We start from the raw sequence: 23,703 nt of genomic DNA, 5'->3' as shown, positions 1-23,703 counted from the left end.
GCTGAGCTTTAAAAAGCCTCTTGAATTGATACCTACACCTGTCTCAATTCAAAAAACGTGCTATAGTAATCCCACATTAATTATTGATATATATGTCACTTCAAACAGATATTAAGGCAGGCATTAAGACCGCCATGCTCGCAAAGGACCCAGTTAAGACAAATGTTCTTAAGGGAATCTCTGCAGCAATGACAAACGAGCTCGTTACTATCGGCCGAACACCTCAGGCAGAATTGAGTGATGAAGAAGTACTTACTGTTATTAAGCGCCAGGTAAAGCAGCGAAAAGATTCAATCGCTCAGTTCGTAGAAGGAGGACGAGAAGATCTTGCTGCAGATGAAAAAGCAGAGCTCGCAATTCTAGAAACATACCTCCCTGCTGCAATGCCAAAGGAAGAAATCAAGAAAGTAGCAGAAGCAAAGAAGGCAGAACTTGGAATTACAGACAAAGCAAAAATGGGAATGCTTATTGGTGCTGTTGCAAAAGAATTGAAAGGCACAGCTGCTGAAGGATCTGACATCAAAGAAGTTGTAGAAAGTCTCTTCGCATAAAACTTTAGATTTATTTGTAGAAATCTTTAAGAAAACTTTATCTCAGTTGAGGTAAAGTTTTTTTATGCATGAACAGTCAGCATCTGAAGTACTCCATACTATCTTTAAGCGTGCATATGAGGAAAATGCCTCGGATATTCATATAGATCCAACAGAACATCATATTAAAATTCAGATGCGTGTTGACGGGATTCTTATAACCCAAGATCCCCTTCCCAAATTTTTGCACGAGCAACTAATTCTACTTATAAAGATCCGAGCTCGTTTGAGAACTGACGAACATCTCACTTCTCAAGATGGCAGACTTAGAATAAGTATAAGTACAAGTCTATATATAGAAGCACGCGTTTCTCTATTGCCCACCTTTTATGGAGAAAATGCTGTTATAAGATTACTAAAAGAAACGTTTGCTGCACAGAGTTTATCTTCACTAGGATTATCTAAGATTGATGAAGGAAAAATTAGCCGAGCACTAAAGAAGCGTCACGGAATGATTTTGGTGACAGGACCTACTGGTTCTGGCAAAACCACAACACTGTATACGATTTTAAAACAGCTTAATAACTCTACTCAGGCAATAATTACACTCGAAGACCCAGTGGAATATACCTTGCCTGGAATACGACAAATCCCCGTAAGCCCTCACCTGCATTTTAATAATGGTTTACGTGCACTAGTTCGCCAAGACCCGGATATCATTATGGTTGGTGAAATTAGAGACTCAGACACAGCTCATGTTGCGGTGCATACTGCACTTACTGGGCATCTATTACTTTCTACGATTCATACGAGTAATTCTGTAACGGCATTACCACGGTTACTTGATATGGGCGTGGATCCATATCTTGTTGCTTCTACATTAGAGATCGTTATTGCTCAAAGATTAGTTCGTAAATTATGTACTTACTGTAAAAACAATACCGGTTGCGAACAATGTAATTTCACCTGCTACAAAGAACGGATTGGTATTTATGAAGTACTAGTTATTACTGATGCTTTACGTGCAGCAATTATGAACAGAACATCAAGTGCTGAACTTCAAAAAATTGCCGAGCGTGAAGCAATGACTCCAATGCATGATAATGGAAGCACATTAGTTGCGGAAGGAATCACTACACATGAAGAATTAGCGCGAGTGCTCTATGAATAGAATCATGAATAAAAACCAACAAATAGCTTTTCTTAAAAAGATGTATATTCTATTACGCGCAGGTATTTCACTTGAAGACTGCTTTACCTCTCAAGCACAATACGGTTCTGAGCGTATACGTACATCAATGACAACTGCAGTTCAATTGTTGCAGCAAGGCACTGCTTTATCTGAAATATTTAAAAATCATTTCAAGTATGATCCACTTACCTATTCACTCATTACAGCAGGGGAACATAGCGGGACTCTTAAAGAAAACATTTTCTATGCATCTGAAACACTCGCAAAGCAACAAAAACTTCAACAAACTATTATTTCCAGTCTTTTCTATCCGCTTATTATAGGGTGTATGACTTTGGTGCTGTCTGGATTTTTACTTTTTGTTATTTTCCCCAAAATCCAACCATTATTTCGGACATTTAAAACCGCATTGCCTTGGTCGACTCAATTTCTAATATATCTAAGTACATTTTTAGTACATTACGGAATATATATTCTCTCAGGTAGTATTTTTTGCACGGTACTCTATAGATTTCTTCATAAGAAATATGCTCACATTAAAAAAATTCAAGATTCTATATTTCTCAAAACCCCTAGTATTAAAAGTTTTATTATTTTATATCAATCAGCTCGTATCACAAGATCAATAGGAGTAATGCTTAAAGGTGGATTGCCTCTTGATGCTGCAGTTCGGCTAACAAATACTACATTATTCAACTCACAATATAAACACATGCTTCTTTCAGTATATATAGATCTTCATCAAGGTAAATCTTTTTCTCAATCATGCAAACGATTTACACATTTGATTCCTCAAGAAACATATACATTACTCGCAACAGCAGAAATGGCAGGAACACTTCCAGAGACATGTATATATTGTGCTGAGTTATTGGATGAGCAGGTTGAATCTCTTTCAAAAGCATATTCAAGAATGCTTGAGCCGCTACTTATGATCGTAATGGGACTAATTGTAGGTTTTGTTGCACTTTCAATGCTCACTCCACTCTACAGCATCACTCAGAATATTAAGCATTGAAATAGTTACTTTACATGTATATATATGTCAGTACTAGAATTAGCTATCACCTTGGGAATTATTATGATCTTGTGTGCATCAGGAATTTGGGTCGATACTACGCTTTATTTCAGTGCACTTCAAAATCTCGCCTCAACAGAGGTTTCAATTACTCATGAAGAATTACAATTTCTCAAAAAAAGCTTTGACGAGAGGTAGTATGCTTATTGAATTAACAATTGCATTAGCCCTTTCTGCGTTTACAGTTTCAATAGTGACACTATCATTAAGCACTACATATACATCAGTGGAAAGAACTACTACGTTAAGAGCTCAACTACAAACTCTCGTAAAGAGCACTCAAACTATTAAAAATCTTATTCTGAATGAAACAGCTACAACATCCTGGAAAAATTTATCGTACTCCACACCGTGTCTTGTCGCAATTAATGCACAAGTACTTCATGCAGACACACAAACCCTCATGGATTATGGAGATGACTGCGGAGGGATTCCTATTCAGCAGTCCCATTCAATTACATTCAAAGAAATAACTGTCCCAAATGCTACATCGCTCGATGTACTGAATGATCATGTATATGTAGGAGCATTGGTATCAAGCACAACAGAACCAAGTCTTTATATATTTCCAAAAGACATTTCAGATACTTCTCAAGCTATTAAGATACATTTAAACCAAGGCATCCGAGCTGTTGACGTGACTCAATCACATATGTTTATAGCAGCTACAGGAACAACTACCCAGTTTCACATAGTAGATATTGCCGAACCATTGTCAGCAACAAGTATTTCGAAGGCAACACTCCCTGGTGTAAGTGGCTCATATCCTGATGCCATAAGTATTCAGTATTATCGATCTCGAGTATATATTGGTACTCACCGTACCGCAGGAAGAGAATTTCATATTTTCGATGTAGAAAACCCATCGCAACCAGTGTGGCTTGGCTCACGTGAAATAAACCACAATATAAATGACATAACAGTAGATTGGCCCTATGCCTATCTCGCAACTTCTGGTAATACAAAAGACGTAATAATTCTAAATGTTTCTAATCCTTCAAGTATTTTAGAAGTTTCATCTATATCATTTAGCGGCAATGAAGATTCACAGAAAATTATTCGAGCTGGAGATATTTTATATATTGGTAGAAAGCGATCTACACTTCCACAAAATCCCGAGTTTGTTATGGTTGATAGTTCAAATCCTCTTTCACCCACACTTATCACCTCAGCATACTTCAAAAGTACTATTACTGGATTTTGTATTCTAAACTCAAGTATCTATGCAAGCCTTACAACTGCCCGTAATCATATTTCAAAAATAGATGTGGCAACAACAAGCCAGGTCATGTCTGTACCTGTAAAAGAATATATGCAAGCACCCAAAGATATTGACTGCGAAGGGACCACGATCACAACATTATTATGATACCTACTATAAAAAACCGATCTGGCTTTACACTTATCGAAACTATCATATATAGTGCATTGCTTTCAGGTCTAATTACCGTATCATGCTTCTCCCTGGTGTCTTTTAGCACTTTTTCTCAGTATATGGATGTAAGGATCACACAAGAATTAGAAACCAATTTTTTAATGCTTAGTGAGACATGAAATATACTTCAGGATTTGTCGCACTCTTATCTGTTATTCTTATCAGTGGATTTTTTTCAGTTGCTAGTCTGAGTCTTGTACTTAGAACCCGTTTTCTTCAACAGACCTATTTAATTAACCTCGACAAGCAAGAAACTTTATTTGCTGCACTATCATGTTCGGAAATAGCACAAATGCAATTACAGTCTAATGCTATATATTCTGGAGACGAATATTATCCTGTGTTTTCAAAGACATGTTACATCAGTAGTATTTCGACCGAACTGGATACATATACGTATACAACAATTGCATCTAGTACCCTTTCATACTCAGAATTTATGACTACTATTTCATCTGATACTTTACTAATCCAGCAACAAGATAGAATCTTTCATAATTCTAAATAAATTCTTGAGGTTTATTTTATATAGAGTGTTATTTACTTGTATATATGAAATACACACATAAAAAACAGGGTTTTACTCTAATAGAAGTATTAGTTGTCATTGGCATCATAGCTGTATTAGCTACAGTTGTACTCGTTGCTGTAAATCCCGGCAGACAATTTGCTCAGGCCCGTAATACTCAACGAATCAGTAATGTAAATGCGGTATTAAATGCTGTAGGCCAAAATATCGCAGACAATAAAGGCACGTTTACCTGTGCTGAAGGAGCATTACCAGCCACTGCAACAATCATTAGTTCATCAGCGTATGATATTCGTGACTGTATTATTCCAAATTACATGACTGACATACCGGTTGACCCATCTAATGGCTCTATCACGTCGACAGAATACACAACTGGCTATACTATTCTGCAAGATGCAACGACAAAAAGAATTACACTAACAGCACCGAGTGCAGAATTGGGAGAAATAATTAGTGTTACGCGATAAAAGTCCTGGTTGACAAATACTATTAGCAAGATACAGTCACAACTATTGTAATTTTTCCTCTTGTGTACGTCTGAAGTACTGTAGGTCGGTATTATTGGCCAATTGTGAATTAACTTATGGCAGGAAATAATACGAGCAGACGAGGCTTCGCAAGTATGGATAAAGAAAAACAGAAAGAAATTGCCAGCCGTGGAGGCAAGGCAGCTCACGAAAGAGGTACTGCACACGAATTTACATCAGATGAAGCTCGAGAAGCTGGTAGAAAAGGTGGACGACGAAGTAGATCACGCAGATTACAAGCATAAGCTTATATCTGCATAATAAAAAAGCCTCATATATGTGAGGCTTTTTTATTTTTATTTACCATCTTGACCATCATCTCCAGAGTTGTGGTCAGGATCGTTTACCGTTTCATTAGATTCTTCTTCTGTTTCATCTGCCATATATTTTATAGTTAACTGCTAATTCTACGGCTTTAATGACGGCTATTACACATGATTATTACCCTCTTTTTATATATTGACAATATGCATAATAGTGTGATATAATACAGCAAGAGAAACTGAGACCATTTGTTGTGGTCCTACCGAGGAATTCGATGATTAAGATGTCCATTCCGTTAGCTGTTGGAATCGTACTGTTCGGAGCTTGTGTCGCAGGGATCAACCACCTCAAGGATCTAGGTTGGCCACTGCCGGCTCATTGGTTTGGTCCGCGTGGTGAAAGCACCATGGGACCGACAACCAAGCCGACCGCGCAAACCCAGCCATCGACCAGGCGGGCGGCAAAGCCAGCCCAGCCGACCATCGTGAAGCTCACCCCGCCTAAGCTGATCAGCCTAAACGGGATCCTCACAGGTCAATCTGGTCAGCAGCCCGCGAAGGTGGCTACCCCGACAACAGCACCGGCAACACCGGAACTGCCGCCGAGGAACGCCGACCGTCCCAAGAACAAGCTCTACGTCGATCCCATGATGACAGCCCGTGAGTCGTATGCTGAAGTCGAGAACACGTTCTCGTTCAGCGTCACGCTCAAAGGGCTTCAAGATGGGAAACCGATCGAACTTGCTCCGGGCAAGCGGATCAAGATCTTCCCCAAGGTCTTGAGCAACCCAGAAATGGGTACGTTCACGGCTGTGAAGAACTCAGGTAGGAAGGTGCAAGCCTTCTCCTACATTGTGAACTTCAAAACCCACGCGGCTGATATCGCGAAGTAGCGACATACCAACAGTAACTCACAGCTCTTTGTTTCGAAACACCAAACCCACCCCCAGTCGTAGAGGCGACTGGGGGTGTATTGTTTCTATTTTTAATAAGTATTTATTGTGCTAAAGCAACTCGCACTACAGGATCAATTCTCTGAGCGACTATCACATACCCTGCATCATTTGGATGAATAAGATCTGCGGTTAAATCATTACGTCCTAAAATCCCACTCAATACTTCAGGAACAAAATACGAATCTGTTTGATTGGCTATTGATCTGTAATTTGAATTGTAGATAGTCTGATGAATTCCCACTAAAACAACATCGGCACCTCGTGCTTTAATTCTTTCTATTATGGTTTTAATATTTTCAAATGTTTCAGATCGAGGCACACGCTGAATTACATCATTACCTCCCAAAAGAATTATGACAACATCAGGATTTTTACTTAAAACACTTGTTTCCAAGCGAGTAAGCGCCTCAGCAGTTGTATCACCTATGACTCCAGCATTTTCTATAGGCTGATTAATTCTTCGAGACAGCACAGATACATAATCATTCCCTTCAGTAGCTCCAAAACCAGCAGTTAAGCTATCACCAAAAGCTATAATCTTTTTATTATTTGGGATACTACCGAGTTGTATTTTAAATGGAGCACTCTTTGCAACACTTGTATATCCATTATTTTTTAAATATCTTACTTCATAATCCCCTTCAGTTGTAGGTGCTTTAAGTGTTACCGATCCTGTTCTTCCATTTGTATAACTCCATTCATAGTATTGTCGGTTTGATGTACCAACACCAAAAATCCCCACCCAATCTCTTGAGATCTTTGTGTCCTGAGGTGCTGTCCAACTAATTGTGACAGTAGCACCCGGTGATATATTTCCAGACGGAGATGCAGTTACACTATAACTATTTGTTCCAGGATTGGGATTTGGAGTAGTAGTTCCATTGCCATTATCCGGATTCGTTCCTACAACAGTAATAGTGAACGCTACTTCAGCCACACTGGTGTACCCATTCTTTTTTAAATATCGAACCTCATATGATCCAGCTTCTTTTGGTGGGTAGAGATTCAGTGTTCCCTCTCGATTACCTGAAGTATATGCCCAATCGAGATAATTATTATTTTGTGAATTACTTTTAAACACAGCAATCCAATCTCTTGAAATAGAAACATCGTCGGGAGTTTTCCATGATACTTGAAGCGGTTGTCCAGATTGAATATTTGTAGATGACAATGTTAAAGAATACCCAGATGTTGTTGTTGCATTGCCATTATTGCCTCCGTTATTATTTCCACCATCAGTTCCCGTCCCTACAGTAAAGCTAGAACTTTTGGCAATACTCGTAAATCCATTACGTGACATATACCGGATTTCATAGGTACCTGATTCTCGAGGTACATATAGAGAAGCTGAGCCTTGTGGATCCTCAGCATACTTCCAATTTAAATATGATGAGTTTGTTGCACCTGATTTATAAAGACCTATCCAATCTCTTGATCTGTGATCTTCTTCAGAAAGACTCCATGACACATCTATATACTGCCCTGGTTGAATTGGTCCGGGTGTAGTCACTGTAACTGTTGCGTCCGCTGTTTGAGCATGTACTTCTATAATGGTTATTCCAAAGAGAATAGTTGCTAGAGCTAAAATAGATAATGTCGCTTTTTTCATATATTTATATATAGAATAGAAGTATTACACTACTATAGTCGTACGAAAAATGGAAATATTTCATGAAATATTCATTGAGTAGTCTGACTATCCAGGATATAATAACAAAGTGAAAAAACTCAAGAAAAAGAAGTCATCAAAAAAGAAGTCGGGCCTTCTCGTAGTGGGCATATCGTTTCTTTCTATTGGTATTATTTTTGGTGGATATTTTTTTAAGATGAAATCTTATTTTGGTCTCACAGCAGTTGAGATGTATCAAAATATTGCTAATCCATATTTACGTAATGTACGAATCACTGAAGGTATGCGCAAAGAAGAAGTTATTGAACGATTTGGTAAAACTCTTGGATGGTCTGAAACTGAAAAGCGAAAGTTACTCGCCATTCATTCTGAAGCAACCAAAGGTGCAACTGAAGGATATTTTTTCCCTGGCAATTATGTAGTCCCCCTTCGTGCAAAAGCACCTGATGTAAGTAAAAAGATCATAACTGCATTTAATGAAGAAGTAGTTGAGAGCAATGAAAAGCTTAAAACAAATGTCATTAATATGGACACTGCAATTAAAATAGCTTCTATCATTCAACGAGAAGCAGGAAGTAAAAGTGACATGAAGATTATTTCAGGTGTGATCTGGAATCGACTCTTTGAAGGAATGTCACTCGATATGGATGCCACACTTCAATATGCAAAAGGTAGTAAGACTAAGTGGTGGCCAAAAGTAGTCCCTGCTGACAAATACATCGAATCACCATTTAATACGTACAAAAACAAAGGACTTCCCCCATCAGCAATTTCAAATCCTGGTGAAGCTGCAATTGAAGCAGCATTAAATCCTGGAAAAACAGATGCATTTTTCTATTTGCATGATGACAATGGAAAGATCCATACAGCACGAACGTATCAAGAACATTTAGATAATATTGAGCGAGTGTATTAATCACTGTATTACTGGCATCTATGAAATCACTTTTACATGCAGGTAGTGGTGAAAAGACCTACCGAGAAATCCCTGTATCATTTGAACCTGATGAATGGAAAGAAACACGATTAGATCTTGATCCCGAACTAAAACCAGATGTTGTTGGTGATATAACCAATATGCCACAAATAGCCACAGAATCTTTTGATGCTGTGTTTACATCTCATACCGTAGAACATCTCTATCCACAAGAGGTTCACAAAGCATTTGATGAATTTATTCGTGTTCTTAACTCTGATGGATTTGTGCTTATCGCATGCCCAGATCTTCAAGCTATTGCATCTTTAGTGGCTGAGGGTAAATTACTTGAAGAAATATATATGTCCCCTGAGGGTCCAGTCACCCCTTTAGATATGCTCTATGGTTTTCGCAAAGCAATAGCAGAAGGTAAAACATATATGACACATAAAACAGGTTTTACGCTTCCTGTACTTTTATATTCTTTGAAATCAGTTGGCTTTAAATCTGTAATTGGGAAAAGACGAATACAAGATTTTGAGCTATGGGCATTTGCAAGCAAAAAAGAATTGTCTGAAGCAGAATTAACATTTGCCGAGCAAAGATATTTTCCCAAATAAAAAACTGGAAGCGATACGCTTCCAGAATACTTGCACCTAGCTGAGCTTCAGATGTGGATCAAAATACATTCGACCCTGAGCATCCTTAGCAAAGCTTGTGCATGCAGCAAGAATGGCCAGAACATTGCGAGCGATCTTGTCGATCTGTCCGTCGACGACATGAGCACCGATGGACATGAGACACAACCCTCGTCCTTCATCCACTCGGTACGGCATTGAGAATAATGTCACATCGACACCCATGGCATCGACCATGAGCACACCCTCAGCATCCTCTGATCGATTCACCCGCACAAGTGTGAGTGGGATCTTCACATCGATCCCTTTCACCAAGGTCACGAGACCATGCCGACGATTGTCGACCCATGGTTCGGGAAAGACCGAGATGGTTTTTGTGCCGTTGTGAGGCTCAGCCAAACGATCGAGCACAGCACAGGCTCGAGTACCGGCGACGGCCGAGATCGTGAGTGCGACACTGCCACGGGTAGCCTCAACATGAACAAGACTCATGACGTACTCCAATCTGATTGAAAGAACAAGCTTGCTACGTTGCAAACTCCAAACATCCAGTCTGGAACATATGCATTACCTCAAGTACCGCACATATTCCAAACAAAAACATCTCCTTGCGGGAGATGTTTCTAAAAATTATATTTAAAACAAAATTAGTTTTTATATACAGCAAAACATCTCCCATGGATAGGAATAAAGACGGGTCGGACGGCAAAACCAAAATGTTGTGCGTATGTTTTCATACTTATAAATAAGTGTATCGTATCGTTGAGTAGGATGTCAATAAAAAAACCGCCACCCTAAGAATTAACCTCTGGGGGGACGGATGTATTTTGCTCAACAGACCACGGTCGAAGCTCATATGCACCTGGCTTAGTGTTCCGAAAACACACTTCACCATCGATGTTGAGTGTCCCTGTGGCAACGACAGCTTTTTGCTCAACTGAAAAAAGTGCAACCTCGAGCCCGAGCCAATCAGCGATCCTCCTGGATCGTGCATTGCACTTTACCCTAACAATGGGTAATGGGTCTTCGCTTCGCGGCTGTCGAGCATCGTCTATGAGCACGAGGACATCGACAGCCGTTCGATGGTAGACGTTTCCAGCCTCGAACTTTGCATTAGCGAGTAACACCCTCATTTGTTCGACGAAGTCTACTCCACGACGAACGCGAGCAGCAGGCTTTTTAGCCATGGAAGGTTCTCCTTTCAGCCTGCTTTATACCATATCTACCTTTACTGTCAAAACATTACAAGCTGATTCTTTTTATTTCATTAGTATTAATAGAACCTTTATATAAAATATGCGGTACTCCTACAAATAATAGTGGTCGCTCCCCTTTTCCATACATTTCTTTATAGTAGTCTTTTGTAACTTGAGGAAGCTCTGCATACTGACCAACATTATCTGGATCAAATTTGGCAAAGTTCTCTTCAGTCATTTTATGTGTTTTGTCCGTGTGTTTATGTAAATAGACAATAGTATTTTCTGGAGTTAAAAGGTGTGGATCAATTTCAAAAAAACTTGTTGTAAATGATTTTGTTCTTCCTGCATCAATAAGTGCTTGTTTAATTATCCATGGATGAATGGGAGAAAAATGAATAACATCATTCCATAAACAATTGAGTATTGGAATTTGTTGCTGCATTACTCGTTCACGTCCTGTATATTTTAAAGCTTCTGTTGCATACAAATCTGGATGGAGATCTTTTAGTATATTTAATGGATAAAGTGTATCTCCTTGCATATCTTCTGGCACCCAGTGATAGATGTAATTCATAAGGATAGTATAGCTTCTATTTAGATAATAAAAAAACCACCTGTTGTCAGGCAGCATGTTTGGTGAGACGAAGCCAATTGCCATCCGGGCGCTTGGGACTGATCGCCTCGGAACGCGGGCACAACGGGCAGTCGGCCGGTGACCAAGTCTTCATCGGCTGATTGATGAGCGCGATCACCTTCCGACCGTGGGCAACTTCAAGTCCTCCACGATTCACGAGGGAAAGGACAAACGGCAGGACGATCCCACCTGCAGCCGTGACAGCATCGGCAGCCTGCTTCACGCTACCGCCAGTGGTCACCACGTCCTCGCAGAGAAGGACGATCTCCCCCGGCATGACCATGTTGGCAGGATCGTCGAAGGTCATCGGGCCTTTGCCATCATCAGGCTTCTTTGGCGAAGCCCAACCGACGCTGTTGCCGGTGACCAACAGCATCTTCCCAGCGACTGCTTGGGCGAGTTTGGTCGCGCCGGTTTGAGGCCCTACGATCCGCTTAACCTTCCACAGATCAAGAATCTCACGCGAAGCGTCCATCAGATCTGAGGACGCTTCACCCAGCAACGTATCGTCATCCGTGACAAGTCTGCTCAAAAAGAAACCGTCAGAGTGATCTCCCTTTGTGAGGAGTGCATGAGGAGCAGTGGCATGGCCATTGTGTCGCCAGTAGGCCCCCTGTTCCTCATACACCTTGATCCACCCCCGTTGGTCACGAATTCTCTGTGGAAACATGTCGTTTCCTTTCCTTGTCAAACGGTACGCTTCAAGCTGCGTACAAAAGCTTTGTCGATTGCTCGACTCTGTAGGCTAGAGTATCTAAATAGAAGAATAAAATCAAACTTCAACAAACTATTTTGGCAGTGTAAAATAAAAGGTAGAACCTTTACCCAACTCACTTTCCACACCAAGTACACCACCATGCGCCTGAATAATCGTTGCACAAATATACAATCCAAGTCCTAATCCGACAGGCACATGATCATTAGGATTTTTTACTTGATAAAATCGATCAAAAATCTTTTTTGATTCAACTTCTGAAATACCTGGACCATAATCTTTTACAGATACTTTTATACGAGAATCTATTTCTTCAATAGTAATATCAATTTTTTGTGAATGCGGCGCATACTTAAACGCGTTTGAAAGTAAATTTCTTACTACCTGAGTAATTCGATCTTGATCAACGCAAACGGTAAAGAGAGCTTGTGTAGTGAATATAATTGGGGGCTTCCCTTCTGATGTATCGCCAACAAATTCTTCTACGGTCTTTTCAATAAGTTCATTAATAATTACATCATTTTTTTGCAGGGAAATGTTGCTTCTCTGCATTGAGCTTGTATCAAAAAGCTGTGAAATGAGACTATGAATCTTTGTGACTTGCCCATCAATTTTTTTGACCTCAGGTATAAAACGCTCTTCTTTCTCCATAATCATCTTTTTATGTAAAAGTTGAGAAAACATTTTAAGACTGGTTAAAGGTGTCTTCAACTCATGAGCAGCAATAGAAATGAATTCATCTTTTGTAGCGGTCTCTTTCTCAAGTTTCACAGTAAGTTTACGCAATTCTATTTCAGTTAAAACTGATTTAGTGAGCTCGGAGAGAATTTCAATTTCATCATCGGTCCAACTTCGTTTTTTGAAATCAAGAACACAGCATGTACCTAGTGCATACCCTTCAGGAGTGATAAGTGGCATTCCCGCATATGCCACAACACCCATGTGTTTAACAGATGGAAAATCTTTAAATATTTCAGAAGTACGAGCATCTTCAATAATAAGAGGCTCACGATGAGTGATTATATGTTGGCAAAAAGAAGGATGAGCAGTAATTTCTCGGCTTTCTGAAATAGGCTGAGGCAGACCATAATGACTCTTCACAAAATCACGATCTTTTTCGAGAAGCGTAACAAATGAGACAGGAGTCTTTAATAGCTTTGAAGCAAGGCGTGTGAGACGATCGAATGACTCTTCCTCGATGGAATTAACAAGGGTCGTTTGCTCAACAGCACCTAGGCGCTTTTGATCTCCGACTATCTTATCTCTCATTTCTCGCTGTTTTTCTGTAGGAGACTTATCAGGCATGGGTGAAGTATAGCACACCCATACTGATGTGATTTTGAGAGTAAATGTGACCTCACGGGGAATCGAACCCCGATTTAAAGCTTGAGAAGCTTCTGTCCTAACCGTTAGACGATGAGGCCCTTAGACCTGCTTAGCAAGTCATTATGTAAAACTACCTAAAAAACTACTTTTTAGCAATCCACTGTTTATCCTGGCGTACTAAGAGATCTTCTGCATGTTCTGGATGTCTCATGATTTCTTCTACTGCTCGTTCCATACGCATAGACTGAGAGCCTTTAATAAGCACAATATCTCCGGGCTTAATTATTTTCTCTAAGAACTGTGCGGCTTCAACTGATGTATCAAACTGCATAACACTCATTTCATCCATCTGTGCATCAAGCGCAGCCTCTGCAGCACCTCGCATTCGAATACCCACAGCCACAAACAAATCAACAGTCTTTGCAGCTGCTTCCCCTATCTTTTTATGTTCATCAATTGAATAATCACCAAGCTCCATCATGTCTCCAAGAACAGCGATTTTTCTTCCAGCAAGTTTAAGTTCAGTAAGTGCTTCAAGTGCAGCATGAGCAGCCACAGGAGAAGAGTTGTAGGTATCGTCTACAATAAGAGTATCTCTGTTTCCTGCAATAAGCCGCATTCGTCCTTTTGGTGACTGATGATTTTCTAGTGCTTCTGAAATTTCAACAAGATTCATCCCTTGTGAAATACCCACAGCAGTTGCTGCTAAGATGGGATACATGTGCTGATATCCCAGTGTCTCATGCACATATGCCGGTATGCTTGTGCCTGCATGATTAATCTTAAAATTAATTCCCTCTGGAAATTCTAATTCTGAATTTTCATATTTCTTGTAAGCAATTCGTTCATCTGTTGCATGTACCTGTGCACCAAATTCTCTACCATAGGTAATTTTTTTATGGAGATCACTTTCACCAAAAGCAATAACACGCTTGTCATCATTATTTAAAATAAGAGTTCCATCTGGCTTTAATGCTCGTGCAAGATGCCCCTTTTCATTTATGAGATCTTCAATAGATGGGAAAAATTCCACATGCACAGGAACATCTCCAAAACGAGTAATAACAGAAACATCAGGTTTTACCCATTCAGTAATTTTCTTAATATCACCAGGCATGTCAGCTCCAATCTCAAGTACGAGCCACTCGGGATATTTAAATGGCAAAACAAAAAACAAAAATCCCTCTATAATATTTAGCAACCAAATAAAAGGATTATTCCAACCATTTGGCAATCCTAAAATTGTAAGCGGCACTCCAAATTCGCTATTAAAGCTTTTCTGACTTTTTCGAGTTTTAAATTTTGCTGAAAGGACTGTGTAAATAGCATCTTTTGTAGAAGTCTTTCCAACTGATCCGGTTACTCCTACAATCTTTGGTTTATATTTCTTCAAAACCATCCGAGCCTCCCAACTAAGAATAGAAATAACTGCTTTCTTAAATAACGTTTTCATATGATTTATTATCTGGAATTATCTGTCTGGTGGTACTTCGTAATAGTTTATCAAGTATTTAGTAATATCCACAAACGGCTCAGTCAGAGAGTTTGAGGCATATTCCACACCCTGAGGCTCTACAGTATACAAGAAAACTAAAAATTTGGGATTAGTTGCTGGGAAATATCCAAAGAATGAGTGGAGATATTTCTCATCGGTATATCCTCTACTTCCTCCGTTTGCGATTTGAGCAGTTCCGGTTTTTGCAGCAATAGAATAATTATCCATTTTTACTTTACCTTCAAGCAAAGCTTTGTCTACGACTTCGGTAAGCATACGAGATATTTCTTTTGATGTTTCAGGCTTTAACACTTGTTTACCTTCAGGATACGTAATCTCTTTTGAAAAACCCACTTTGTAATCAATCTTTTTTACAACATGGGGAGTAATTAATTTTCCTCCGTTTGCTAAGGTTGAAAGTGCGCGTGTAATAGCAATTGGGCTCATAGCAATACCTTGCCCGAATGACGCAGTGGCATGTTCGATATCTCGAGTACTCTTTAGGTTTTCAACCAATCCTTTTGATTCGTTTGGTAAATCTATTCCTGTTCTCTCGCCCAAACCAAAATCAAGCATATACTGTGAGAACTTTTTATTCCCCATTTTTTTAACTATAAACGATACACCAGTGTTGAGAGACTTATTGAGCACTTGCTGCATGTCTACCGTACCTCTTCCTTTTTTATCGTAGTTATAAATAGTCTTACCATTCATAGTTAGAAAACCTGCATCATAATAGGTAGTATCTGCAGTAATAGCACCTGAATCGATTCCCGCAGCTACGGTGAGAGGTTTTACAATAGAACCCATTTCGTACACATTTTGTACCATTGGGTTTGTAAACACACCTACATTCTTTTCGGTTTGGAATGAATTTGGATTGTAGCTAGGATATGCAGCCATTGAAACTATCTCGCCAGTATTTGGGTCTATCACGATTCCCCCAGTAAGCTTTGAGTTGAACTTCTCATTTAGTTCTTTCAATTCTTTTTCAACGAAAGTTTGAACATTTGGTTCTATAGTTGATGTAATATCTCCTTCTATTGTACCTGTATCAGTAAAGGTTTTATGAATATCTGAAAAGATTTCAGCAAAAAAGTTTACATACACATTTTCATCAGTTCGCTTTAGTACACTTTCATACTGATTTTCAAGACCGTATCGTCCACCGAGTGAATCACCTTTAAAACCCACGAAGCCTAAGACTTGTGATGCCAAATTTTCACCCGGATAGTATCTCCATTTTTCTTTATAAATATTTACACCTGGGATATTTAAATTATCTATAGAAACAGCAACATCAGGTTCTATTCTCTTTGCAATTTCTTCATAAGGATCATTCAACTTTGTAGCTTTAGTAATAAAAAGTTCTTTTTCAAGTGGTAAAAGTTTATTTATTTTTTCATATACTTCATCTGGCTTTTTTAAAAGCTTTGGATTTACTGCAACAGTGTATCCAGTCTTAAGTGACGCTGCTGCCATAAGTGTTCCATCTTTTGCTTGGAAGAAAACTGTTCCACGATTAAAAACCCCTCCAACTGGACGAGTATATTGTCGATCTGCACGCTCTGAAAACGTATCACCTGATACGATTTGAACATAATATAGTTTTGTAACAAGCATTCCAGCAAAAATAATTACTGCAATAGAAATAAGTCGAATTCTTGTTACGTTGGAGCTCATAATACCCTTTTAGTATACCACGGACTATTATCGAGTGTTGTATGAAAGTGCAGGACCAGTTCGTGATACAAACTGTGATGGCACAGCATCCTGAAATCCTTTTTCATATGCGAGATCAAGAGTTACTTTGCTCTTCACACTCATATATTTAAATTCAAGTTCTCCTATTGTTGAAGATAGGTTTGCAATTTCTTGCTCAAGATCTTCTCGAGCTACCACATTCATAATGGTTTTATTCACCATAAAAGCATACACAGCAAACACGGTTACAAGACAGCTTGCAAGAACAAAGAAAAGAACCTTTGTACTAACTTTATGCCATACTGGTACACTTAATGTTTTTGTTCGTGAGTTCATATGCTTACTGTTTAACTAATATTCTTAATTTTGCGCTACGTGCCCTTCTATTTACTTCTAATTCTTCATCACTGGGTATAATTGGCTTTTTTGTTAAAAGAATTGCCGTACCTTCAGTTTGTTTCTGTTTAAAAAATTGTTTTACGATGCGATCCTCTAAACTATGGAATGATATGACTGCTAATCTGCCATTTTTTTCCAATTTATCGAAGGCTTTTTTAATTCCCTCTTCCAAAGCCTTAAGTTCATCATTTGCTGCAATTCGCAATGCTTGAAATGTCTTTGTTGCAAAATGCATTTTGCGGTGCTTGTACCACCCTGGCACAACAGCATCTATAATTGCTACAAGTTCTCCTGTTGTTTCTATGGGATATTCTTCGCGTGTTGCTACAATCGCTTTTGCGATCTTGTAGGCAAACTGCTCTTCTCCATAGCCTTTCAAAATGAGATTGAGTGTTTCTTCACTCCATTCATTGACGATTACTCGTGCGGTAACATCTTCTTCAGATGGATTCTTTTTGAAAGTCATAGCTAGAGGCTCATCTTTCTGGAAGGAGAATCCTCTTCCTGACTCTTCAAATTGGTTTGAACTCAGTCCGATATCCAAGAGCACTTTAGTAACATGCTCTATTTTTAGAGTATCTAGAACTTTATCTAAATTTCTAAAATTCTCTTGAACAAAGGTAATGTCAGATTTTTTATACTCAGCCAATCTTTTTTTAGATCGAGCTAAAGCATCTTCATCTGCATCAAGTGCGATTATCTTAATAGAATCTCCATGTCGTTTGACCACTCCTTCAGTGTGTCCCCCGCTTCCGAGCGTTCCATCAAGCAGGATATCGCCTGACTTTAAGTCCAAACCATCTATTGCTTCATGTAAAAGAACACTTATGTGGCCAAATGGCGCACTTACAATACTCCGATCTCCCCGAGCTTTTCGGCTAGTTGGTCGGCTTGTGCTGAAATTCTCTTCTTGTAATCCATCCATGTCGTTTCGTTCCATAATTCGATTCGGTTATGCACACCAGCACATACTACTTTTCCTTCAAGCTTTGCAAAATTGGCAAGATGCTCTGGGATAAGCATTCGTCCAACTGCATCAACATCAACTTCTGCTGCACCTGCAAGCATAAATCGGTTGAACCCTCGAGTATCTGCTTGTCCCATACTCAATCCAGAGAGTTTCTCTGCAATCTTCTCCCATTCCTTTAGTGGGTAAATGAATAAACAATTATCTAGACCATGAGTTAGAACGACTTTCTTACCAACTTCCTTTCGGAATTTTGCTGGCAAAGACATTCTGTTCTTATCGTCTATTGAGTGTGTATATTCGCCAATTAACATTATGTGTTTCTATTATTTGTCGGATATACCACTTCATCCCACTTCATACCATTATATACCACTCTCAACCATTCTCAACCATACTTATCCACTTTATGGCTTAATGAGGCAATAGAAAACAGCTTTACTCATGTGTAAAGCTGTTTTCTGAAACTAAAGTTATTTTGAGGTTTATTTAGCGAGAATTTCGATTGCTGTTGCCATGAATTCAATATCGTCTGTAAATTCTCCGATAATTGCAATTCTAGTTCGTGGCTTAAGCAAGCTTACTGCTGCAGGTCGTCCTCGTGAATCGGTTATTTTAACGTTGTCAGCAAGGGTCACGTTGAGCATTCCTCCTACTGGTACATCCATTCCGAATTCCATTTTCTTACCTGTAATAGATTTAATACCTCCGGTAATACCTTCAACTGATTTTGATGGCCATACTTCTGCATTAAGATCTGCAGGTGTTGCGGCTGGAAGTTCTAATGTTCCAACACGGAAACTACTTGCATAACCTCGTGCGACAAGCTTTGTAACCTCTGCTGATGGCTTTTCTGGCACTTCCATTGTCCATGTCTGGTTTCCATTTGCATCTGCTTCCTGAAGTTCCATGGCTCCAAGCTTTACTGCAACTTCTTTTCCTTCATTGTTTTGAATTGCCCATACTTCAACATTTGAAAGTTTCTTTCCTGTAGCAATCAATGATGGTTGCTCTATAGTGAATGCTAGTACCTTTGGACCTACTGACTTGTAAATAAGATATGCCCCAACGATAAGTACTACTACTATAGCAAGTACTATTGTTATTATTTTTGAACTGCGATTTTTCATATATTTGTAATTATTCTGAAAGTTTAAACTGTTTTGTTAATTCGTCAACTTCTGATTTATACCCAAAGACAAGAACTCCAAGGAATTCTATATCTTTTACAGGTTTCGACTTTGTATTTTCAGCAACCTTTTTATCGTTGGTTGTCTCAAGCATTTCACGGGTAAATTCAGAAACTTCGAGTCCCTGTGATTTTGCTACGTGAGATACATTATACAATGCATCAGATGAGTCTGCATCTTTAATTAAGATAGCATGCTGAATATTTAAATTAATCTTTTGATCATCCGAAGTTGCTACAGAATTAAATTTAAATAGTTCTTTTCCTCTTCGTGCGCCAAATGCTGCAGTAAGATGAGCTATAGCATTTTTTTCCTGCCAGCCTACAAGGTTTGCTCCCTTATTAATAAGAGCTACCGCAACTTTTGCTTCTTTCTTTTTTGCTCCACCTTCTTGAAGTGGTTTCATCAATGGGAAAATCTGAGTTTCTCGAATAGGCTTATTTGCAAGATATGAGAATAACCGCTCACTAATTCCGAACCCACATGTAGGAGGCATACCATGCTCAAGAGCCTCAACAAAGTCGGTATCATTCATTTGTGCTTCTTCATCACCATCTAAACGTAGCTTCTCTTGCTCCAAAAATCGTTCTGCTTGATCTATTGGGTCATTAAGCTCACTATAACCCTTCCCAAGCTCACTACCTGCAATGAGGGGCTGGAATTGCTGTACAACATTTGTATTTCCCTCATGTGACTTAGCAAGTGGTGAAAGAAACTTTGGTACATTAACTAGAAATCCAGGACCACTAATTTGCTTTCGACAATATTTCCAAAGGATATCTACTGCACGAGAAAAGTTCCAACCATTAGTATCAAATTTAATTTCAAGTGCTCTTAATTTTTCTTCAATCTCTTGAAGAGTAGCCTGTGAAATATCTATTTCAGTAAATTTCTTAATAGTTTCTGCATAATCAAATCGTTCCCATGTTTTGTTTAAATCGACATCAAATTCTCCAATTTTAAATTGAAGTTTGCCAAACGTCTCCTGAGCTACATACTTGTACATTCGCTCTACTAAATCCATGCCTTTTTCATAATCAGCATAGCCCCAGTAAAATTCCATCTGAGTATAATCCTGAGCATGCTCTGGCGACATTCCTTCATTTCGGAATACTCGTCCTATTTCAAAAACTTTTGGAAAACCAGCAACCATTAATCTCTTTTGCCATAATTCACCAGCTGAAATTCTAAGATATACATCAATATCTAAAGCATTGTGGTGAGTAGCAAAAGGTCGAGCATCTGCACCTCCAGTAGTATTTTCTATAATTGGAGTTTCAACTTCTAAGAAACCTTCAGTAATTAAAAAGTTTCTCATTGATTGCCAAAACTTTGCTTTCTTTTCTATAAGATCTTTAAGTTCAGGATTAAACAGAATATCTAAATATCGCTTACGAAGCTTTTCATCATTATCCTGTAGACCATGCCATTTTTCTGGAAGTGGCAACATAGTTTTTGAAAGCATTGCCCATGATTTAACACTGAGTGTTTTTTCTCCACGCTTAGTTACAAATACTGTTCCGGTTACTTCTACAAAGTCTCCAATATCTACTGCAGCATTAAAAAGATCATAGATTTTTGCATCTACTTCTTCTTGTTTTAGTAAGCCTTGAAATTTTGCAGTACCGTCAAATAAGTTAAAGAAAACCAATCCACCTTGCGCTCGAATAGACATTACTCGTCCTGCGAGTGTGATAGTTGTTTGTTCTTTCTCTAAATTTTCAAAACTACTAATAACATGATCTATAGAATGATCACGCTTTGTTTTTGCAGGATATGGATTAATGCCCTCTTTTTTAAGAAGCTCTAGCTTTTGAAGCCGAGCTTCACGTAATTCTTCTAGTGATGCCATAACTCAAGTGTAAGCTGACTCAGATACTTACGCAATATTAACAACTTTATAACTCACTTTTCCTCCAGGAGTTTGTAATACAAATGTTTCACCTTTCTTTTTACCCCGAAGTGCTTGTCCTAGTGGAGACGCAACTGAAAGTTTAAACTTTGACATGTCTGCTTCTTCTGATCCTACAATAGTATATTTTACTGTTTCTTTTTTTCCTTCTTTCTGAAGCTCAACTTCTGATCCCACGTTTACGGCTTCTGTATGATGAGCATCAACAATAGATGCAGACTTTAGGAGTCCATCAAGTTTACTAATTCGTTCTTCCAAAATAGCTTGTCGTTCTCGTGCCTGATGATATTCTGCATTTTCTGAAAGATCTCCCAACTGTTTTGAGTATTCCAATTCTTCAGCTACTTCACGGCGTCCTACAGTTCGAAGTTGCTCGAGCTCTTTCTTAAGCTCTTCATGTTTTTCTTTTGTAAGGTACTGTGTTGTATCAGTTTTCATTGGCCGTTGTTTAATTTAAAATTGAGCAAAGTATACCTTTTTTCACATTAATTTGCAAAGTATTCTGGCGTATTAACATTCATCCAATCAAAGATCTGTCGGCTAACGGATGAAGCTCCTACTAGGTTTTTTACCGGTCCACGCTCCATTAGTACAACAAACGAATACTTGGGATTTTCATAAGGAAAAAACCCTGTTACCCATGAGTTTACAAAATCCTTCTTTACACCAAGCTCTGCTGTACCAGTCTTAGCTCCAAATTTCACATATGACACATTGAGAGCCTGTGCACTGCCTTGTACAGCTGCCTGACGCATTCCTTCATGTGCCACATTAAAATATGACCGCGGTAAATTGATCTTTTCAGTTTCATCCATCATTGTTGTGTCTCCAGAAATAATAGTTGGCTTAACGAGCGTTCCATAATTTGCGATAGCAGCTACAGATCGCACCACCTGAAGTGGCGTTACCTGAAAACCATATTGACCAATCACCGAGTGATAGGTATTTCCCACAGTCCATTCTTCTCCATCAAACGTTGCTTTTTTCCAATCCGGACTAGGAATTGTTCCTGCTTTATTTCCAAAAAAGTCTGACCCTACAGGGCGACCAAAACCAAACATTCGAGAATATTTTTCTATATTTAAAATCCCCATTCCCTTTTGATCTTGATATCCACCACCCACCTCATAAAAATACACATCTGAAGATTGTTCAATTGCTTTACGCATATCTACAGGTCCATGATTTTTCCAATCACGAAATACATAGGTAATATCTGGATTGTATGGATTCTTAAGTGAAATAGATCCTGTTGTATAAATCACTTTTTCAGGTGTAATAACCTTTTCACTAAGCGCTGCAATAGACATAAATGGCTTTACAATAGAACCAGGTGTATACAACCCAGAAGAAACACGATCGAGCACAGGAGTGCTTTTATCGGTAAAGTAATGCTGGATTTTTTCACGGTCAGTTCCATCGGTGAGTACTTGAGAGTTGTACTCTGGATATGTAACCGAAGCAATTATTTCCCCTGTACGAACATCCATCATTGCCCCAGCTCCTCCTGTAAATCCACGCTCCTGTGCAACTTGTGCAATAACGTCATACATCTTTGACTGGATTCGTGAATCTATTGAAAGTACAACATCACCTCCAGTTTCTGGCGGATTCAATACACTCTGAGAAATCACCGTACGGTGAACATCTGTTTCGGTAATTTTCAAACCATTAGTTCCCTTCAATTTTTCGTTGTAAAACTTTTCGATTCCGTCCATACCGAGATAATCTTCTCGATAGTAAAAACCCGAGGTGTCTTTTGACGGATATTTAATGTATCCAATCAAATTTGAAAGACCTGTTGTTGTTGCATACCTTCTAAATGAGAAATCATCATCTTCAGGATTTTTAATATTCCAAGCCAAGAGTGTTTTATTGCGATCATAAATAACCCCTCGATCAGAAAATACGAGAGTATGACGCAAGCTGTTGTTTTCACTACGCTCAGCAAACTCTGCACCATTAGCAATTTGAAGTGACCAAGCCTTATATGTGAATACCCCACCAACTGCTAAAAAAATAAATCCGAGAAATATAATAATCCGCGGCGAAATCGGTTTTTCAATTCGACCTTCAAATTGATGTTGATCAAATTCTGGGAGATTTGATGCATCAATAAGAATCTCATCTGGAGCAATATCAACATTATTAAACGTTCTTTTTCGTGAGAATATTTTTTTAATGTCCTTAAACCTAACCATTAGTTATAAAATCTTAATTTGTTTTTTATAAATGAACCTATCAACGTAACAAAGAGAGCAAGAAATGTAATTACAAACTGAATATTGTGAAAGCGAACTATAGGTGCATTATACAGCGAATCAATGATCACGCCCAGCACAACAATTTCATAAAATGAATCTAGAAAAAATACGGCTATACAAGCTGCTAAAAATGGAATCCACCAAGGCAAAAAGAATATTGAGATACCTAAGATGCAATCAAAAAGAATTCGGTATGACATA

General features: G+C 38.7%; 27 protein-coding genes and 1 tRNA gene. 11 read left to right on the top strand and 17 right to left on the bottom strand.

From position 1 onward, the window contains the following. Window positions 1-92 precede the first annotated feature (92 nt). From V4519_02490 to V4519_02450, 9 genes are all read left to right on the top strand, one after another. Entirely contained in the window at window positions 93-551 is a 459-nt protein-coding gene (locus V4519_02490) for a GatB/YqeY domain-containing protein (GenBank protein ID MES2436854.1), read from the top strand. Window positions 552-615: 64 nt separating this feature from the next. Then, window positions 616-1,701, top strand: a complete 1,086-nt coding sequence (locus V4519_02485) for a GspE/PulE family protein (protein ID MES2436853.1) — start codon at window positions 616-618, stop codon at window positions 1,699-1,701. Between the two features lie 4 nt (window positions 1,702-1,705). Next, the gene (locus tag V4519_02480; protein MES2436852.1) at window positions 1,706-2,740 is read left to right on the top strand and encodes a type II secretion system F family protein; all 1,035 of its coding nucleotides are present in this window, start codon (window positions 1,706-1,708) and stop codon (window positions 2,738-2,740) included. 24 nt (window positions 2,741-2,764) lie between these two features. Beyond that, window positions 2,765-2,938 (top strand): hypothetical protein, encoded by a 174-nt coding sequence (locus V4519_02475; GenBank protein MES2436851.1) that lies wholly within the window; start codon window positions 2,765-2,767, stop codon window positions 2,936-2,938. Between the two features lies 1 nt (window position 2,939). After that, window positions 2,940-4,169 carry a hypothetical protein gene (locus V4519_02470; GenBank protein ID MES2436850.1) on the top strand — a complete coding sequence of 410 codons (1,230 nt, stop codon included), beginning with the start codon at window positions 2,940-2,942 and terminating at the stop codon, window positions 4,167-4,169. Window positions 4,170-4,350: 181 nt separating this feature from the next. Continuing rightward, window positions 4,351-4,743, top strand: a complete 393-nt coding sequence (locus V4519_02465) for a hypothetical protein (protein ID MES2436849.1) — start codon at window positions 4,351-4,353, stop codon at window positions 4,741-4,743. 44 nt (window positions 4,744-4,787) lie between these two features. Continuing rightward, window positions 4,788-5,234: a prepilin-type N-terminal cleavage/methylation domain-containing protein gene (locus V4519_02460; protein ID MES2436848.1), complete on the top strand. Its 447-nt coding sequence runs from the start codon at window positions 4,788-4,790 to the stop codon at window positions 5,232-5,234. Window positions 5,235-5,350: 116 nt separating this feature from the next. Next, entirely contained in the window at window positions 5,351-5,539 is a 189-nt protein-coding gene (locus V4519_02455) for a KGG domain-containing protein (GenBank protein MES2436847.1), read from the top strand. 293 nt (window positions 5,540-5,832) lie between these two features. Continuing rightward, the gene (locus V4519_02450; GenBank protein MES2436846.1) at window positions 5,833-6,450 is read left to right on the top strand and encodes a hypothetical protein; all 618 of its coding nucleotides are present in this window, start codon (window positions 5,833-5,835) and stop codon (window positions 6,448-6,450) included. A gap of 103 nt (window positions 6,451-6,553) precedes the next feature. Here the strand turns inward: V4519_02450 and V4519_02445 are convergent, their stop codons facing one another. Next, on the bottom strand, window positions 6,554-8,122 hold the full coding sequence (locus tag V4519_02445; GenBank protein ID MES2436845.1) for a GDSL-type esterase/lipase family protein: 1,569 nt from the start codon (window positions 8,120-8,122) through the stop codon (window positions 6,554-6,556). 109 nt (window positions 8,123-8,231) lie between these two features. Between V4519_02445 and mltG the strand changes: the two genes are divergently transcribed. Together mltG and V4519_02435 are read left to right on the top strand one after the other, a co-directional pair. Continuing rightward, on the top strand, window positions 8,232-9,059 hold the full coding sequence (mltG, locus tag V4519_02440) for an endolytic transglycosylase MltG (GenBank protein ID MES2436844.1): 828 nt from the start codon (window positions 8,232-8,234) through the stop codon (window positions 9,057-9,059). 20 nt (window positions 9,060-9,079) lie between these two features. Then, on the top strand, window positions 9,080-9,679 hold the full coding sequence (locus tag V4519_02435; protein ID MES2436843.1) for a methyltransferase domain-containing protein: 600 nt from the start codon (window positions 9,080-9,082) through the stop codon (window positions 9,677-9,679). Between the two features lie 36 nt (window positions 9,680-9,715). Here V4519_02435 and V4519_02430 read toward each other — a convergent pair whose 3' ends face one another. The 16 genes from V4519_02430 to V4519_02355 form a co-directional block, all read right to left on the bottom strand. Beyond that, window positions 9,716-9,994, bottom strand: coding sequence for a hypothetical protein (locus tag V4519_02430; GenBank protein ID MES2436842.1), 279 nt, complete (start codon window positions 9,992-9,994; stop codon window positions 9,716-9,718). Between the two features lie 497 nt (window positions 9,995-10,491). Further along, window positions 10,492-10,830 carry a hypothetical protein gene (locus V4519_02425; protein ID MES2436841.1) on the bottom strand — a complete coding sequence of 113 codons (339 nt, stop codon included), beginning with the start codon at window positions 10,828-10,830 and terminating at the stop codon, window positions 10,492-10,494. 109 nt (window positions 10,831-10,939) lie between these two features. Beyond that, window positions 10,940-11,470 carry a hypothetical protein gene (locus tag V4519_02420; GenBank protein MES2436840.1) on the bottom strand — a complete coding sequence of 177 codons (531 nt, stop codon included), beginning with the start codon at window positions 11,468-11,470 and terminating at the stop codon, window positions 10,940-10,942. 46 nt (window positions 11,471-11,516) lie between these two features. Then, a complete protein-coding gene (locus V4519_02415) occupies window positions 11,517-12,200 on the bottom strand; it encodes a phosphoribosyltransferase family protein (protein ID MES2436839.1) in 684 nt (227 codons plus the stop codon). Window positions 12,201-12,317: 117 nt separating this feature from the next. Further along, window positions 12,318-13,550: a GAF domain-containing sensor histidine kinase gene (locus tag V4519_02410; protein MES2436838.1), complete on the bottom strand. Its 1,233-nt coding sequence runs from the start codon at window positions 13,548-13,550 to the stop codon at window positions 12,318-12,320. A gap of 47 nt (window positions 13,551-13,597) precedes the next feature. Beyond that, a tRNA-Glu gene (locus tag V4519_02405) sits at window positions 13,598-13,669 on the bottom strand. Between the two features lie 44 nt (window positions 13,670-13,713). Beyond that, window positions 13,714-15,024, bottom strand: a complete 1,311-nt coding sequence (murF, locus tag V4519_02400; GenBank protein MES2436837.1) for a UDP-N-acetylmuramoyl-tripeptide--D-alanyl-D-alanine ligase — start codon at window positions 15,022-15,024, stop codon at window positions 13,714-13,716. 18 nt (window positions 15,025-15,042) lie between these two features. Beyond that, entirely contained in the window at window positions 15,043-16,749 is a 1,707-nt protein-coding gene (locus V4519_02395) for a penicillin-binding protein 2 (protein MES2436836.1), read from the bottom strand. Between the two features lie 27 nt (window positions 16,750-16,776). Further along, entirely contained in the window at window positions 16,777-17,106 is a 330-nt protein-coding gene (locus V4519_02390; protein MES2436835.1) for a hypothetical protein, read from the bottom strand. 4 nt (window positions 17,107-17,110) lie between these two features. Next, the gene (rsmH, locus tag V4519_02385) at window positions 17,111-18,109 is read right to left on the bottom strand and encodes a 16S rRNA (cytosine(1402)-N(4))-methyltransferase RsmH (protein ID MES2436834.1); all 999 of its coding nucleotides are present in this window, start codon (window positions 18,107-18,109) and stop codon (window positions 17,111-17,113) included. Beyond that, window positions 18,016-18,450 (bottom strand): division/cell wall cluster transcriptional repressor MraZ, encoded by a 435-nt coding sequence (gene mraZ / locus V4519_02380; GenBank protein ID MES2436833.1) that lies wholly within the window; start codon window positions 18,448-18,450, stop codon window positions 18,016-18,018. Before mraZ ends, rsmH begins: the two co-directional genes overlap by 94 nt. 171 nt (window positions 18,451-18,621) lie before the next feature. Continuing rightward, complete coding sequence (locus tag V4519_02375) at window positions 18,622-19,266, bottom strand: hypothetical protein (GenBank protein ID MES2436832.1); 645 nt, start codon at window positions 19,264-19,266, stop codon at window positions 18,622-18,624. 10 nt (window positions 19,267-19,276) lie between these two features. Continuing rightward, window positions 19,277-21,178, bottom strand: a complete 1,902-nt coding sequence (gene lysS / locus V4519_02370; GenBank protein MES2436831.1) for a lysine--tRNA ligase — start codon at window positions 21,176-21,178, stop codon at window positions 19,277-19,279. 27 nt (window positions 21,179-21,205) lie between these two features. Continuing rightward, complete coding sequence (gene greA, locus V4519_02365) at window positions 21,206-21,676, bottom strand: transcription elongation factor GreA (GenBank protein ID MES2436830.1); 471 nt, start codon at window positions 21,674-21,676, stop codon at window positions 21,206-21,208. Window positions 21,677-21,723: 47 nt separating this feature from the next. After that, complete coding sequence (locus tag V4519_02360) at window positions 21,724-23,439, bottom strand: penicillin-binding transpeptidase domain-containing protein (GenBank protein MES2436829.1); 1,716 nt, start codon at window positions 23,437-23,439, stop codon at window positions 21,724-21,726. Beyond that, a complete protein-coding gene (locus V4519_02355; protein MES2436828.1) occupies window positions 23,439-23,702 on the bottom strand; it encodes a hypothetical protein in 264 nt (87 codons plus the stop codon). Before V4519_02355 ends, V4519_02360 begins: the two co-directional genes overlap by 1 nt. Window position 23,703 lies beyond the last annotated feature (1 nt).

The sequence above is a fragment of the Patescibacteria group bacterium genome (assembly GCA_040387855.1).
Lineage (GTDB): Bacteria > Patescibacteriota > Minisyncoccia > Phycocordibacterales > JAKAEA01 > JAZKCY01.
Note: the sequence above shows the minus strand (reverse complement) of the source record. Positions and strands in the feature narration are given on the sequence as shown.

Excerpts from the sequence above, each read along its gene's own strand:
- V4519_02490 (MES2436854.1), top strand. The coding sequence starts at position 93 with ATGTCACTTCAAACAGATATTAAGGCAGGCATTAAGACCGCCATGCTC.
- V4519_02485 (MES2436853.1), top strand. The coding sequence starts at position 616 with ATGCATGAACAGTCAGCATCTGAAGTACTCCATACTATCTTTAAGCGT.
- V4519_02480 (MES2436852.1), top strand. The coding sequence starts at position 1,706 with ATGAATAAAAACCAACAAATAGCTTTTCTTAAAAAGATGTATATTCTA.
- V4519_02475 (MES2436851.1), top strand. The coding sequence starts at position 2,765 with ATGTCAGTACTAGAATTAGCTATCACCTTGGGAATTATTATGATCTTG.
- V4519_02470 (MES2436850.1), top strand. The coding sequence starts at position 2,940 with ATGCTTATTGAATTAACAATTGCATTAGCCCTTTCTGCGTTTACAGTT.
- V4519_02465 (MES2436849.1), top strand. The coding sequence starts at position 4,351 with ATGAAATATACTTCAGGATTTGTCGCACTCTTATCTGTTATTCTTATC.
- V4519_02460 (MES2436848.1), top strand. The coding sequence starts at position 4,788 with ATGAAATACACACATAAAAAACAGGGTTTTACTCTAATAGAAGTATTA.
- V4519_02455 (MES2436847.1), top strand. The coding sequence starts at position 5,351 with ATGGCAGGAAATAATACGAGCAGACGAGGCTTCGCAAGTATGGATAAA.
- V4519_02450 (MES2436846.1), top strand. The coding sequence starts at position 5,833 with ATGATTAAGATGTCCATTCCGTTAGCTGTTGGAATCGTACTGTTCGGA.
- V4519_02445 (MES2436845.1), bottom strand. The coding sequence starts at position 8,122 with ATGAAAAAAGCGACATTATCTATTTTAGCTCTAGCAACTATTCTCTTT.
- V4519_02435 (MES2436843.1), top strand. The coding sequence starts at position 9,080 with ATGAAATCACTTTTACATGCAGGTAGTGGTGAAAAGACCTACCGAGAA.
- V4519_02425 (MES2436841.1), bottom strand. The coding sequence starts at position 10,830 with ATGAGGGTGTTACTCGCTAATGCAAAGTTCGAGGCTGGAAACGTCTAC.
- V4519_02420 (MES2436840.1), bottom strand. The coding sequence starts at position 11,470 with ATGAATTACATCTATCACTGGGTGCCAGAAGATATGCAAGGAGATACA.
- V4519_02415 (MES2436839.1), bottom strand. The coding sequence starts at position 12,200 with ATGTTTCCACAGAGAATTCGTGACCAACGGGGGTGGATCAAGGTGTAT.
- V4519_02410 (MES2436838.1), bottom strand. The coding sequence starts at position 13,550 with ATGCCTGATAAGTCTCCTACAGAAAAACAGCGAGAAATGAGAGATAAG.
- murF (MES2436837.1), bottom strand. The coding sequence starts at position 15,024 with ATGAAAACGTTATTTAAGAAAGCAGTTATTTCTATTCTTAGTTGGGAG.
- V4519_02395 (MES2436836.1), bottom strand. The coding sequence starts at position 16,749 with ATGAGCTCCAACGTAACAAGAATTCGACTTATTTCTATTGCAGTAATT.
- V4519_02390 (MES2436835.1), bottom strand. The coding sequence starts at position 17,106 with ATGAACTCACGAACAAAAACATTAAGTGTACCAGTATGGCATAAAGTT.
- rsmH (MES2436834.1), bottom strand. The coding sequence starts at position 18,109 with ATGGAACGAAACGACATGGATGGATTACAAGAAGAGAATTTCAGCACA.
- mraZ (MES2436833.1), bottom strand. The coding sequence starts at position 18,450 with ATGTTAATTGGCGAATATACACACTCAATAGACGATAAGAACAGAATG.
- V4519_02375 (MES2436832.1), bottom strand. The coding sequence starts at position 19,266 with ATGAAAAATCGCAGTTCAAAAATAATAACAATAGTACTTGCTATAGTA.
- lysS (MES2436831.1), bottom strand. The coding sequence starts at position 21,178 with ATGGCATCACTAGAAGAATTACGTGAAGCTCGGCTTCAAAAGCTAGAG.
- greA (MES2436830.1), bottom strand. The coding sequence starts at position 21,676 with ATGAAAACTGATACAACACAGTACCTTACAAAAGAAAAACATGAAGAG.
- V4519_02360 (MES2436829.1), bottom strand. The coding sequence starts at position 23,439 with ATGGTTAGGTTTAAGGACATTAAAAAAATATTCTCACGAAAAAGAACG.
- V4519_02355 (MES2436828.1), bottom strand. The coding sequence starts at position 23,702 with ATGTCATACCGAATTCTTTTTGATTGCATCTTAGGTATCTCAATATTC.